Annotated in this window: 9 protein-coding genes, 2 pseudogenes and 1 riboswitch; of the genes and pseudogenes, 6 read left to right on the top strand and 5 right to left on the bottom strand. The window is 70.5% G+C overall.

All coding sequences use genetic code 11. The annotated features are described in order from the left end of the window. Window positions 1-67: 67 nt before the first annotated feature. The 4 genes from RDV84_RS01105 to RDV84_RS01090 form a co-directional block, all read right to left on the bottom strand. Window positions 68-556, bottom strand: a complete 489-nt coding sequence (locus RDV84_RS01105; RefSeq protein ID WP_057946536.1) for a hypothetical protein — start codon at window positions 554-556, stop codon at window positions 68-70. A gap of 3 nt (window positions 557-559) precedes the next feature. Continuing rightward, a complete protein-coding gene (locus RDV84_RS01100) occupies window positions 560-2,164 on the bottom strand; it encodes a peptide chain release factor 3 (protein WP_309152200.1) in 1,605 nt (534 codons plus the stop codon). Between the two features lie 197 nt (window positions 2,165-2,361). Next, a complete protein-coding gene (locus RDV84_RS01095; RefSeq protein ID WP_078995993.1) occupies window positions 2,362-3,306 on the bottom strand; it encodes a peptidoglycan DD-metalloendopeptidase family protein in 945 nt (314 codons plus the stop codon). Between the two features lie 45 nt (window positions 3,307-3,351). Further along, a complete protein-coding gene (locus RDV84_RS01090) occupies window positions 3,352-4,452 on the bottom strand; it encodes a phytase (protein WP_309152199.1) in 1,101 nt (366 codons plus the stop codon). 162 nt (window positions 4,453-4,614) lie between these two features. Then, a riboswitch (SAM riboswitch) is annotated at window positions 4,615-4,749 on the top strand. A 69-nt stretch (window positions 4,750-4,818) separates the two neighbouring features. On the opposite strand from RDV84_RS01090, the gene metX reads away from it, so the two are divergent. The 5 genes and pseudogenes from metX to RDV84_RS25590 all read left to right on the top strand — a co-directional run. Next, entirely contained in the window at window positions 4,819-5,886 is a 1,068-nt protein-coding gene (metX, locus tag RDV84_RS01085; RefSeq protein ID WP_309152198.1) for a homoserine O-succinyltransferase MetX, read from the top strand. A 27-nt stretch (window positions 5,887-5,913) separates the two neighbouring features. After that, window positions 5,914-7,125 (top strand): O-succinylhomoserine (thiol)-lyase, encoded by a 1,212-nt coding sequence (locus tag RDV84_RS01080; RefSeq protein WP_309152197.1) that lies wholly within the window; start codon window positions 5,914-5,916, stop codon window positions 7,123-7,125. Next, window positions 7,122-8,267 carry a homoserine dehydrogenase family protein gene (locus RDV84_RS01075; RefSeq protein ID WP_309152196.1) on the top strand — a complete coding sequence of 382 codons (1,146 nt, stop codon included), beginning with the start codon at window positions 7,122-7,124 and terminating at the stop codon, window positions 8,265-8,267. Before RDV84_RS01080 ends, RDV84_RS01075 begins: the two co-directional genes overlap by 4 nt. Window positions 8,268-8,515: 248 nt before the next feature. Then, complete coding sequence (locus RDV84_RS01070) at window positions 8,516-9,712, top strand: DUF3089 domain-containing protein (RefSeq protein ID WP_309152195.1); 1,197 nt, start codon at window positions 8,516-8,518, stop codon at window positions 9,710-9,712. A gap of 26 nt (window positions 9,713-9,738) precedes the next feature. Beyond that, window positions 9,739-9,792, top strand: a pseudogene (locus tag RDV84_RS25590) (DUF6053 domain-containing protein); the annotation flags it as partial. A gap of 392 nt (window positions 9,793-10,184) precedes the next feature. Here RDV84_RS25590 and RDV84_RS01065 read toward each other — a convergent pair. Next, window positions 10,185-12,197, bottom strand: a complete 2,013-nt coding sequence (locus tag RDV84_RS01065; protein ID WP_309153660.1) for a glycosyl hydrolase family 18 protein — start codon at window positions 12,195-12,197, stop codon at window positions 10,185-10,187. 706 nt (window positions 12,198-12,903) lie between these two features. Between RDV84_RS01065 and RDV84_RS25580 the strand changes: the two are divergent. Beyond that, window positions 12,904-12,960, top strand: a pseudogene (locus tag RDV84_RS25580) (DUF6053 domain-containing protein); the annotation flags it as partial. Window positions 12,961-12,986 lie beyond the last annotated feature (26 nt).

Here is a 12,986-nt window from a genome sequence, read left to right as displayed (position 1 = left end):
TGGCGCGGTCGCGGCTTGCGCCGCTCCTACAAGGGGATTGCGTGGCGGCGGGCGGGGCGCCGCGCGCTCACTCCAACGCGTTGAGCTTGCGGATGCGCCGCAGCCGGCGCTGGATCTTGTGCGGCTTGGGGAAGCGGTATTCCTCGACTTCCACCAGCAGTTCGCAGTCTTCGCCGAAGGCCTCGCGCATCGCGTAGAGGCGGCCGTTGCCTTCGAAGGCGAGCCAGCGCGCGCCGTCGGCGACCACCTTGATCTGCGAGACGGACGGGATGATTTCGCTGAGCGCGGCCAAGTCGAGCCGGCCGCGCGCGAGCAGTTCCTCGCGCCGCGCGGCCAGCGCCTCGGCGCGGGCGCGGGTGGCCTGCAGCGCCGATTCGCGGTCGATGCGGTGGATCGGCTGCAGCGCGCGCAGCGGCACCAGCGCCTGCGCCTTGTCGCTGCGCAGGCGGTGGATGTCCATGATCACCTTGCCCATGTAGGCGTCCTTGTAGTCGAGCGCGGCGACTTCGCTGCGCTTGCTCAACAAGTACAACCACCATTGGCGCAGGCGCGACACGGTTCAGTCGACCGCGATCGCGTGGGCGTGTTCGCGCGTGGCCAGGAACTGCACGCCCGGCGCGCGTTCCTGCGCCAACTGCAGGTTGACCCGGGTCGGGGCGAGGTAGACCAGTTCGCCGGCCGCGTCGATGGCGAGGTTCATCGCGTTCTTTTCGCGGAATTCCTCGAGCTTCTTGGCGTCGCCGCAACGGATCCAGCGCGCGGTCGCCACGCTGACCTGTTCGAAGCTGGCGTCGACGCCGTACTCGTCCTTCAGCCGGTAGGCGACCACGTCGAACTGCAACACGCCGACCGCGCCGAGGATCAGGTCGTTGCTCATCAGCGGGCGGAAGAACTGGGTCGCGCCTTCCTCCGACAGCTGGGCCAGGCCCTTCTGCAACTGCTTGAGCTTGAGCGGATCGCGCAGGCGCGCGCGGCGGAACAGCTCCGGGGCGAAGTTGGGGATGCCGGTGAACGACAGGTTCTCGCCTTCGCTGAAGCTGTCGCCGATGGAGATCGTGCCGTGGTTGTGGATGCCGATGACGTCGCCCGGAAACGCGGTTTCGGCGATCTCGCGGTCGGAGGCCATGAAGGTCAGCGCGTTGGCGAGCTTGACCTCCTTGCCGCTGCGCGCGTGGAAGGCCTTCATGCCGGCGCTGAACTTGCCCGAGCAGATGCGCATGAACGCGACCCGGTCGCGGTGCTGCGGGTCCATGTTGGCCTGGATCTTGAAGACGAAGCCGGTCAGCTTGTCCTCGGCCGGCTGCACCTCGCGGCGGGTGGTCTCGCGCGGCTTCGGCGCGGGCGCGTGCTCGACGAAGAAGTCCAGCAGCAGCTGCACGCCGAAGTTGTTGACCGCCGAGCCGAAGAACACCGGGGTCTGTTCGCCGGCCAGGTATTTGGCCTTGTCGAACGGGTGCGAGGCGCCCTCGACCAGTTCGAGTTCCTCGCGCAGCTCGGCCAGCATGTTGTCGCCGATGCGCGCGGCCAGGGCCGGGTCGTCGATCGAGGCGAAGATGGTCGAGTCCTGGCGGGTGAAGTTGCGGCCCTGCTCGTAGAGGTGCACCTCGCCGGTGAGCAGGTGGACCACGCCCTTGAGGCGCTGGCCCATGCCGATCGGCCAGGTGATCGGCGCGCACTGGATGCCGAGCACGCTCTCGACTTCGTCGAGCAGGTCGATCGGGTTCTTGCCTTCGCGGTCGAGCTTGTTGATGAAGGTCATGATCGGGGTGTCGCGCAGGCGGCACACCTCCATCAGCTTGATCGTGCGCTCCTCCACGCCCTTGGCCACGTCGATCACCATCAGCGCCGAGTCCACCGCGGTCAGCACGCGGTAGGTGTCCTCGCCGAAGTCGGCGTGGCCGGGGGTGTCGAGCAGGTTGACGATGCGGCCCTCGTAGGGGAACTGCATCACCGAGGACGTCACCGAGATGCCGCGCTCCTTTTCCAGCGCCATCCAGTCGGAGGTCGCGTGGCGCGCGGCCTTGCGGCCCTTGACCGAGCCGGCCATCTGGATCGCGCCGCCGAACAGCAACAGCTTTTCGGTCAGGGTGGTCTTGCCGGCGTCGGGGTGCGAGACGATCGCGAAGGTGCGGCGGCGCAGGGCTTGCTGGGTGACTTCGGACATGGGAACGGCGCGCCCGGGGCGCGTCGGGTAGGCAGGAGAGGGCAGAGATTATACCTGCCGGCCGGGCCGGCGCTCCGGGCGCTCCGGTTGCTTCCTGTAGGAGCGACGCGAGTCGCGACCGCGACCTCCGGCGGCCGGCGCGAGCTTGGAGCCCCGCGGTCGCGACTCGCGTCGCTCCTACAGCGGCCTCGGGCGGCTTAGCGGACGCTGCCGCCCAGCCGCAGCGGCCCCTGCGGGCCGGTCATGCGGAACGGGATCGATTCCAGGCGCATGCCGCGGTTGACCTGCACCGCGAAGTGCAGGTGCGGCCCGGTGCTGAAGCCGGTGTTGCCGGACAGGCCGATCTGCTGGCCGGCGCGCACGCGCTGGCCGACCCGGACCATCACCCCGTCGTCGGCCTTGAGGTGGGCGTACAGGGCCATGGTGCCGTCGTCGTGCAGGATGCGCACGAAGTTGGCGCGGTCGCCGAACTTCTCCAGGTTCAGCCCGGCCTTGTCGAAGTCGGACTCGACCTGCATCACCGTGCCGTCGCGCGCGGCCAGCACTGGGGTGCCGATGTCGGCGGCGAAGTCGACCGCGTAGCGGTGCTCGGGTTCGCTGTGGCTGAAGTGGCCGCCGTAGCCCTGGTCGATGCGGAACTGCTGCTGGCGCAGCGGCAGCAGGTAGTCGGCGTTCTGCGGCCGCGCGCGCGGGTCGCCCGGCACCGAGCGCATGCTCAGTTCGAAATCGCCGCCGCGGCTGGGGTCCTGCGCGCTGAGCACGCTGACCACCGCGCTGGCGCGCGGGTCGAGGGTGGCGCTGGCCGGCAGCAGCGGGCTGCCGATGATGTTGTTGCTGTGGTTGAAGTCCAGCCGCACCTCGATCGGCCCGGCCAGGCTGTTGTCGGCCCAGGCCAGGTAGCGGTCGCCGTCCTGTTGCACGCGCAGGCGCGCGATCGATCCGGGCTCGGAGCGGTACGGGATCACCTTGACCTCGGCCGCGCCGATCGCGGCGGCGGCCGCGTCGCTGGGCGCGCGGTCGCCGTAGTGGGTGACGCCGTTGCGGTCGGTCCAGCGATACAGCTTGCCGGCCTGCGCCGCCGGCGCAGCGAGCGTGGCGGCCAGGATCAGGCTGGGGACGATGAGGGAAGTCGGACGCGGCATGGTTCGGCGGCGGCAAGGCCCGTCGGGGCTGGCGGGGAGGCGGGCTTAGTCGAGGCAATCCGATTGCAGTTGCAGCGCGCGGGCGACCTCGCCGAGGTCGAAGGCGGCGACCGAGCGGTCGTCGTCGACCGCGTACAGCGCGCCGTACGGGAACGCGCGGGTGGCGGCCGCGTGCACGGCGATGCCGTCGGTGTGCGCGGTGCGCTCGCCGCGGAAGCTGCCGACCGGGCGCAGGCTGTCGCGCTCGAAGACGTGGAACACGGTCTGCGGATCGAGCTGGTCGACCGCGATCCAGTAGCCGCCGCCGCGCGCGCAGTCCCACAGCGCCACGCCCTCGGCCTGGGCGGCGAAGCTGCCGGCGGGCAGGGCGCGGCCGGTGGCGCGGCCGGCCAGGCTGTATTCGCGCAGGGTCGAGCCGTGGCCGAGGTCTTCGTCGGCGATCAGCAGGCGGTCGCCGGCGGCGTCGCCGGCGATGGATTCGACGATGCGCAGCGCGGCCGGTTCGCTGGTGTCGCCGAACGCGCCGAGATATTCGCTGCCGACCCGGCCGTCGGCGTCGAAGCGCAGGCGGTAGCGGCGCACGCGCTGGTCGAGCTCGTTCAGCGGCGGCACCTGGTCGAACTTGGCGCCGTACATGAAGTTGTCGGTGACGTAGACCTCCAGCTCGTCCGGCGCGGTCTCGTTGAGCCACAAGCCGTACGGGCTGCGCAGCTGGGCCTCGCCGAAGCTGGCCAGCGGCGCGAACTCGGGCAGGCGCAGCACCTGCACGCGGTGGTTGTCGCGCTCGGCCACGAACAGATAGTCGCCGAACACGGCCACGCCGTTGGGGCGCTTGAACTGGCCCAGCGCCTCGCCTTTCTCGCCGAATTCGCGCAGGCGCTGGCCGCTGTCGGCGTCGTACACGGCCAGGCGGTGGGTCGATTTGGCGGTGGCGATCAGCCAGGTCGAGCCGTCGGCGGCGGGCCAGGTCGCCAGCGAGTCCAGTTCGTCGCGCGCCTGCGGCGTGGAGACGAAGCGCTCGGGCAGGCTGCGCGTGCCCGGCGGCGGCTCGGCGTTGCGGCGCGGTTCGGCCGGCCGCGGCGGGGCCGAGGCACAGGCGGACAGCAGGGCGGTGGCGAGCAGGACGGCGACGAGGCGGCTGTTCATCGGCGCAAGTGTATGCGGCGGCGATGGCGAGCGGGTGTCGACGCGGCCCGCGCGGGCGCGATCCGGGCGGTCGCGCGGGCCGCGGGCCGGTCGGCTAAATAATAAATCGCTATATGCGGATGAAGCGATTGACACGCCTCCATACGCTCGGCAGACTGTGCCCATCCATCGAGACCGGCTGAGGGACAGGCCCTTAGAAGCCGGGGCAACCCAACGCAGCGCAAGCTGCGTGAAGGTGCCAATTCCTGCGGCCCGCCCCGTCATCGAGACGTAGAGGCGTCGGTCGGAAGATGGTTGCGAACACGCGCCCCGCAGCGCGTGCGCGACTTGCAAGCTCGGTGGTCCGTTCACTTCCGGATGCCCGCCATGAGCTTCGCCCCCAGCATCGACAGCCGCAGCGCCGCCAGCGTCGAACGCAGCGATTCCTACGCTTCCTATGCCGCTTCGGCCGCCGCCTTCGAGCGCGCGCCGACGCCGCGCGCCGTTCGCGGCGAGATCGCGGTCGAACTCGAACTGCGCCACGCCGGCCGCCGCGCGCTGCGCCTGCGTTATGAAATCCAGGGCGACCGCGCGTTGCCGGCGGTGTTCGTCGCCGGCGGCATCTCCGCCCACCGCCACCTCGCGCCGAGCCGCGAATTCGCCGAGGCCGGCTGGTGGGAAAGCCAGGTCGGCGCGGGCCGTTCGCTGGATCCGGCGCAGCACTGCCTGGTCTCGTTCGACTGGGTCGGCGCCGACGGCGCGCTCGACGTCGCGATCGATCCGGCCGACCAGGCCGACGCCGTCGCCGCCTTGCTCGACGCGCTGAAGATCGCCCGCCTGCAGGCCTTCGTCGGCTATTCCTACGGCGCGATGGTCGGCCTGCAGTTCGCCGCGCGCCATCCGCAGCGGATCGAGTCGCTGGTCTCGATCAGCGGCACCCATCGCGCCCATCCCTACGCCGCCGCTTGGCGCGCGCTGCAGCGCCGCGCGGTCGCGCTCGGCGCGCTGCAGTGCGACGAGGCCCAGGGCCTGGCGCTGGCGCGCGAACTGGCGGTGCTGAGCTACCGCACCCCGGAAGAATTCGCCGAGCGTTTCGGCGCTGCGCAAGTGGTCGACGGCCGCGTGCGCGTCGACGCCGAGGACTATCTCGACCATTGCGGCAACAAGTACGTCGCCCGCACCTCGCCGACCGCGTTCCTGCGCCTGTCGGAATCCATCGACCTGCAGCAGGTCGATCCGGCGTCGATCCGCATCCCGGTCACCGTGGTCGCGGTCGGCGAAGACCGGCTGATCCCGCTGGGCGACAACTACGAGCTGGTCGAGCGCCTGCGCGGCGAAACCCGCCTGCGCGTGCTGCGCTCGATCTACGGCCACGACGCCTGCCTGAAAGAACAGTCCCAGATCGACACCATTCTTCGCGAAGCGTTGGCCGACTGTACGTCGGCGGCCGCCTGAGCATTCAACCCTAAAGGAACGGCCGACGTGAGCAACGACACCATCCAGACCCCGACCCGCAACGCCTGTACCGCCGCCGTGCGCGCCGGCATCGACCGCGACGCCGCCTACGGCGCGGTGACCCCGCCGATCGTGCTGTCGTCGAACTTCAGCTTCGCCGGCTTCAACGACAAGCGCCAGTACGACTACACCCGCAGCGGCAACCCGACCCGCGACCTGCTCGGCGAAGCGCTGGCCGAACTCGAGGGCGGCGCCGGCGGCGTGATCACCTCCACCGGCATGTCCGCGATCACCCTGGTGCTGCACGCCTTCCTCAAGCCCGGCGACCGCATCGTGGTGCCGCACGACGGCTACGGCGGCAGCTGGCGCCTGTTCAACGCGCTCGCGGCCAAGGGCGCGTTCGAGCTGATCACCGCCGACCTGACCGACCCGCGTTCGCTGACCGAGGCGCTGGCGACCAACCCGGCCGTGGTCTGGATCGAAACCCCGTCCAACCCGCTGCTGCGCATCACCGACCTGCGCTTCGTGATCGAGGCCGCGCAGGCCAAGGGCGCGCTGACCGTGGTCGACAACACCTTCCTGTCGCCGGCGTTGCAGCGCCCGATCGCGTTCGGCGCCGATCTGGTCGTGCATTCGACCACCAAGTACATCAACGGCCACAGCGACGTGGTCGGCGGCGCGGTCGTCGCCAAGAGCGAGGAACACCACCAGAAGCTGATCTGGTGGGCCAACGCGCTGGGCCTGACCGGCTCGCCGTTCGACGCCTTCCTGATCCTGCGCGGGCTGCGCACGCTCGACGCGCGCCTGCGCGTGCATCAGGAAAACACCCAGGCCATCGCCGAACTGCTCGACGCCCATCCGGCGGTGCGCGTGGTCCATTACCCGGGCCTGGCCTCGCACCCGGGCCACGCCCTGGCCGCGCGCCAGCAGAAGGGCTTCGGCGCGATGCTCAGCGTCGAGATCGACGGCGGCGTGGACGCGGTGCGCGCGTTCGTCGACGGGCTGAGCTGCTTCACCCTGGCCGAATCGCTCGGCGGCGTGGAGAGCCTGGTCGCGCATCCGGCGACCATGACCCACGCGGCGATGTCGCCGGAAGCGCGCGCCGCCGCCGGCATCGGCGACGGCCTGCTGCGCCTGTCGGTGGGCATCGAGCATGTCGACGACCTCATCGCCGACCTGCAGGCCGCGCTCGACCGCGCCAGCGCGGCGGTGGCCACGGCGGCGCGCGCGAAACGATGAGCGCCGTCGCCGCCAGCGCCCTGCACGGAGCCGAAGCCCTCGCGCAGGCGCCGGCGCTGCGTCCCTTCCCAACGGTCGGCGCGGCGCCTGCGCGGGTGGCTTTGCTCGGCACCGGCACGGTCGGCGGCGCGGTGCTGGCGCGGCTCGGCGGTTGGCGCGGCGGCCCGCTGGACGGGCGCCTGCGCCTGGTGCACGTGGCCAATTCGCGCCGCGCCGCCGCCGATGCCGACGGCATCGTGCCCGAGCACGCCGCCAGCGCCCTGGCCGCGGCCGACCAGCGCAGCTCGCTCGACGACGTGGCCGATGCGCTGGTCGGCGGTTCCGGCGCGCGGGTGGTGATCGACGCCACCGCCAGCGAGGCGGTGGCCGAGCGCCACGCGCAGTGGCTGGCGCAGGGCATCCACGTGGTCACCGCGTGCAAGATCGGCCAGGGCACCACGCTGGCGCGCTGGCGCGCGATCCGCGAGGCCTGCGCGTCCGGCGGCGCCGGCTACGGCGACAGCGCCACGGTCGGCGCGGGCCTGCCGCTGCTGCGCTCGTTGCGCGAACTGCAGGCCGGCGGCGACCGCATCCACGCCGTCGCCGGGGTGTTGTCGGGTTCGCTGGCGTGGCTGTTCAACCACTACGACGGCATGCGTCCGTTCTCGGCGCTGGTGCGGCAGGCGCGCGACGCCGGCTACACCGAGCCGGACCCGCGCGACGACCTGTCCGGCGAGGACGTGCGGCGCAAGCTGCTGATCCTGGCGCGCGCGGCCGGCGTGGCGCTGGAGGCGGGCGAGGTCGAAGTCGCCTCCTTGGTGCCGCCGGAACTGGCGATCCTCAGCCGCGAAGGCGTCGACGCCGCGCTGCCCGCGCTCGACGCGCCGCTGCGCGAGCGCTATGCGCAGGCCTACAAGAACGGCGAGCGCTTGCGCTTCATCGCCCGCCTGGAGCGCGCTGCGGACGGCCGCGTTGTCGCCGAGGTCGGCCTGCAGTCCTTGCCCGGCGACCATCCGCTCGCCGGCGGCGCCGGCACCGACAACAAGGTCGCAATCTGGTCGGACCGCTACCGCGCCCAGCCGCTGGCGATCCAGGGCCCCGGCGCCGGCGCCGAGGTCACCGCCGCGGGCCTGCTCGACGACGTGCTGCGATTGGCAGGCTGAACGCCGCCGCGGCGGCGGTGTTGCCGCGCGCATCGGGGCCCTGCGTAGCTGCGGCGCACGCAGCGGAAGCCGTCTACCGTCACCCTTTGTTACAAACCGCGAAAGCCTACGACGCGGCCGCTACATGCCGGCACCACATAATCCGTGCAAACCGGCCGACAAGCGCAGCGCGGCCGTCCTAGAATGCCGCGCGGCGCCGCCGGAATCGTTCCGGCCGCGCCGGCATTCCAGACTACGGGCAGGTGGGCATGAAGAGCGGCGCGGGTTGGCTGGTGGCGGTCGCGTTGGCGTGCAGCGCGGGCTGCGCCCCGATGCAGCGGGTGGTCACGCCGGTAAAGCGGATGGTGCTCGACCCCAAGCGCGAGTTCGACCGCACCCCCGAACCGGCCGCGCCGGACTACCGCGACGCCCGTTTCTGGGCGGCGCTGCCGGAAAAACGCGACGACGCCGACGCCACTCCCATCGGCATGCGCAACCGCCAGGCGGATGCGCCCGTGGACGTATTCTTCATCCATCCCACCACCTATTTCAGCCGTGCCGGCTGGAACCAGCCGCTCGACGACGAGCAGGCCAACCGCGGCACCGAATTCGCCTTGCGCGCGCAGGCCAGCGCCTTCAACGAGGTCGGCCGGGTGTATGCGCCGCAGTACCGGCAGATGACCCTCAACGGTTACCTCTCGGCCTCCGACGCCGACCGCGACCGGGCCCTGGACCTGGCCTACCGCGACGTGCGCGCGGCGTTCGACACGTTCCTGAGCCAGTGGTCGCACGGGCGCCCCTTCATCATCGCCGCGCACAGCCAGGGCAGCGGCCACGGCCTGCGCCTGGTGTCGGAACTGATGTCCGACCTGTCCGCCGACCCGGCGCTGCGCAAGCGCCTCGTCGCGGCCTACCTGGTCGGCGCGGCGGTGCCCGAGGACGCGCTGCGGCGCACGATCCCGGGCGTGCCGCTGTGCGCGACGCCCGAGCAGACCGGTTGCGCGGTGTTCTTCAACGCGATCGAGGCCGACGCGTTCGAGCCGGGCGAGCGGCCCAAGCGTTTCGAGCAGGTGCGCGCGTGGTATCCCGGCGGTTTTCGCAGCGTCGAGCGCCCGCGCCTGCTGTGCGTGAACCCGGTGACCTGGCGCGCGGACGGCGAGTCCAGTCCGCAATCGGCGCACCTGGGCGCGATCCACGCCGAGCGCAACCGCCCACTGCCGGAACCGCAGCCGCGGCGGGTGAGCGCGCGCTGCGACGGCGACGGCCTGCTGCAGACCACGTTGCCGGACGGCGAATGGCGGCAGTGGTGGTTCGGCGGCGACCAGCACGTCAACGACTACCAGCTGTTCTACATGGACATCCGCGCCAACGCGGCGCGGCGCGCGGCGGCGATGCGCGGCGCGACGGCGCCGGCCGCGGCGAAGGCGGCGACCAAGCCGGCGGCGGGGCGCAAGCGCGGGCATTGAGCGCGGCGTATTGCGCGGCGGACTGAGCGAAAAGCATCGGGCCTGAAGGCCCTCCCACAAGAGCAAAGCATCGGGCCTGAAGGTCCTCAGCCACTGCTGCGGCCGGCGAGGCTGTGCTGTCGTGGGAGGGCCTTCAGGCCCGACGCTCTTTTCCCGGATCGCGACGCGGCTTCCTGCATCGCTTGTGCTGGAGAGCAGCCAGCTTCGATGTCTGGCAACCGGACCGCACCTTCACCGCTACCGCAATCCCCAAACCGCAAAAAACGAAATCGGAGCGCCGATCGGGGGGATGACCGGCGCTCCGCTGCAGATCGCCACGACGTATCGCTCGCCGCGGCTTTGCAAAACTTGGACTTCGAAACGCCCCTGAAGCGCTTCAGACGAATACGAGAGGCGATGACGATCCTCGCCCCGACCCCTCTCCCGCGAGCGGGAGAGGGGCTTGCCGCTTGAGCGTCGACTCAGCCCGGACTCACTTCAGCCCGTCGTCGATCGCGGTCGCCAGACTGCCGGTGGCGTCGTCGCCGCTGAACTCCCAGAAGAACGCGCCGCCGAGGTTCTGCGCCTTGACGTACTGCATCTTCTCGTTGATCAGCTGCGGCGTGTCGTAGCTCCAGAAGGTGCTGCCGTCGTACTTCCAGGTGGCGCGGGCGGTGGCGTCGGTGTAGATCGTGCCCGGCTTGTTCTTGAGCACCTTGTAGTCCTCGATGCCGGCTTCGTACGTGCCCGGCGCCGCGGTGCCGTTCTGGTACAGGCCGTTGGCGACGTTCTGCACGCCGGTCCAGCCGCGGCCGTAGAAGCCGATGCCCAGGTTGAGCTTGGACGCCGGCACGCCGCGGGTGATGAAGGCCTGGATCGCGTCGTTGGAGTTGTACAGCTTCTGATCGCCGGTGGACGGATCGTTCGGCGAGGCGTACAGCGCCGAGTGATGGCCGGTCTTCGGATCCCACGCGCCGTGGAAGTCGTAGGTCATCACGTTGATGAAGTCCAGGTACTGGTGGTACGCGCCCGGATCGGTCACGCGGATCTTGTCGACGCCGGCGCCGACCGCGACCGTGAGCAGCAGGCCCGGACGCACCGCGTTGAGCTGGCGGCGGAACTCGGCCATCAGCGCGGTGAAGTTGGCGTTGTCTTCCGGCTTGCCGCACTCGATGCCGCAGGCCACCGGGTATTCCCAGTCGATGTCGATGCCGTCGAACACGCCCGCCGCCGCGCCCGGGCCGCCGGCGCCGTCGGTGACCGGCAGGTTGCCCTTGATGTAGGCGTCGATGCACGAGGCGACGAAGGCCTGGCGGTTCTCCGGACGCGCCGCGCTGGAGAAGCCGCGCGACCAGGTCCAGCCGCCCAGCGAGATCAGCACCTTCAGACCCGGATGCTTGGCCTTGAGCTGCTTGAGCTGGTTCCAGTTGCCGCGCAGCGGCTGATCCCAGGTGTCGGACGCGCCGCTGACGCTCTCGCCGGCCTGGAACGCCTTGCTGTAATCGGCGAACGCGTCGCCGCCGGCGCCGGTGTTCGGATCCGACGGGATGGTGACGCCGACTTCGCAACGGTTGTTGCGCACGTTGCCGAAGGCGTAGTTGATGTGGGTGATCTTCGCCGCCGAACCGGAGGTGTCGATGTTCTTGACCCGGTAATTGCGGCCGTAGATGCCCCACTGGGCGAAGTAGCCGATCTTGTACTTGCTGCCGCCCGGGCCGCCCGGCTTGGTGGTGGCGCTGATCGAGCCGCTCTGCGCCGAGGCGTTGCCGGCGTTGTCGCGCGCGCGCACGGTGAAGCTGTAGCTGGTGCTCGGGCTCAGGCCGGAGACGGTGTAGGTGGTGGTGGTCGGCGAGCCGGCGAGGCTGCCGTTGCGGTACACGTCGTAGCCGGCCACGCCGCTGCCGCCGCTGTTGTCGGTCGAGGCGTTCCAGCTCAGCGACACGCTGTTGGCGGTCTGCGAAGACGAAGCCAGGCCGCCCGGCACGCTCGGCGGGGTGGTGTCGCTGGAGCCGCCGCTGACGGTCACGGCGACCGCGGACGAGGTCGTGGTCGCGTTCTGGTTGTCCTTGGCCACGGCGGTGAAGCTGTGGCTGCCGGCGGTGGCGTTGTTCCAGGTCACGCCGTAGGGCGCGGAGGTGTCGACGCCGAGCGAGGTCGTGCCGCGGAAGAATTCGACGCTGGCGACGGAGCCGTCGCTGTCGGCGGCGTTGGCGCTGACGGCGATGTTGGCGCCGGCGTTGTAGGTGGCGCCGTTGCTCGGCGCGGTCAGGCTCACCGTCGGCGGCTGGTTGCCCGGGCCGGTGCCGCACACGCCCAGGTCGGTGTAGTAGTTGCAGCTCGGACAATGCGTCGGCGGCGTGTTCCAGATCGGGCCGTTGGCCTGGTAGAGACGATTCTGGTACGTCAGCTTGTCGCCGGCGGCGTAGATGGTGGAGGCGTTCCAGGCAGGAACGCCGTTGCAGGCGGCTTGCGCCCACGCCGTCGACATCGACGACGCGGCGAGCATGCCCGACAGCAACAGCAGGTTGGCGGACCGTGCGTGTCTCATGGTGCTTCCTCTCTCCCGATGCATAGTCATGACTTCGCCGGCCGCGCGCGGCCGACGGCGATTCCCGCCCGTGTCGAAGGAAGGTCGTCGAACCTTCCAATTGCATGGGAGGCTCGGGCCTCCTCGTCGATCGGCGTCGTTGCGCCGTCGTGTGCGTTGCCGTGTTGCGGCGCACCGCCGCCCGAGGCGGCCGGGCCGGTGCGATAGGCCGGCCGTGCGCGAAATCGATTGCCCTGGCTTGCGACTGCGGCGTTGCCGCGTGGTCCTCCCTGCTGCCGCGGCGACGAACCGGTCGACTCGCCGTTCGGATCGGGAAACTGGCGCCGCGTGACAACGTTGTCAACCAAGCGTCCGAGTCTTTGCGGGCTGGTTCACAGAACCTCGTGACAACGTTTGCCGGAAATGGCGCCGATTGCTGCGGCGCAGCGAGTCGTGGCGCGAGATGATGTTGAAAAACAGTGACTTGGATCGATGTCCAATGGACAGTGAAGGCGGACTTCGAGTCAAACGACGTCACGGAAGTCGTTGGAGTTGAAGCCCCTCCCACGGGGCGCGCATAGCGGCGCCTCACGCGCGCAGCGCATCCGGCAAGGCCGCTTCGAACCGCTGCGGCGCTTGCACTTGCGGCGAATGGCCAGGGTCGTTGAACAGGCGCTCTTTGGCAGTGGGAGGGCCTTCAGGCCCGATGCTTTTGGCTCAGGTCGCTGCGTGGCGAGCGGATCGGAAAGCGTCGGGCCTGAAGGCCCT

The organism is Lysobacter yananisis, assembly GCF_031199375.1.
GTDB lineage: Bacteria > Pseudomonadota > Gammaproteobacteria > Xanthomonadales > Xanthomonadaceae > Lysobacter > Lysobacter yananisis.
Note: the sequence above shows the minus strand (reverse complement) of the source record. Positions and strands in the feature narration are given on the sequence as shown.

Bases quoted from the DNA above. Each gene is read 5' to 3' on its own strand.
- RDV84_RS01100 (WP_309152200.1), bottom strand. From the start codon at position 2,164: ATGTCCGAAGTCACCCAGCAAGCCCTGCGCCGCCGCACCTTCGCGATC.
- metX (WP_309152198.1), top strand. From the start codon at position 4,819: ATGAGCTTCGCCCCCAGCATCGACAGCCGCAGCGCCGCCAGCGTCGAA.
- RDV84_RS01090 (WP_309152199.1), bottom strand. From the start codon at position 4,452: ATGAACAGCCGCCTCGTCGCCGTCCTGCTCGCCACCGCCCTGCTGTCC.
- RDV84_RS01065 (WP_309153660.1), bottom strand. From the start codon at position 12,197: ATGCTCGCCGCGTCGTCGATGTCGACGGCGTGGGCGCAAGCCGCCTGC.
- RDV84_RS01075 (WP_309152196.1), top strand. From the start codon at position 7,122: ATGAGCGCCGTCGCCGCCAGCGCCCTGCACGGAGCCGAAGCCCTCGCG.
- RDV84_RS01095 (WP_078995993.1), bottom strand. From the start codon at position 3,306: ATGCCGCGTCCGACTTCCCTCATCGTCCCCAGCCTGATCCTGGCCGCC.
- RDV84_RS01070 (WP_309152195.1), top strand. From the start codon at position 8,516: ATGAAGAGCGGCGCGGGTTGGCTGGTGGCGGTCGCGTTGGCGTGCAGC.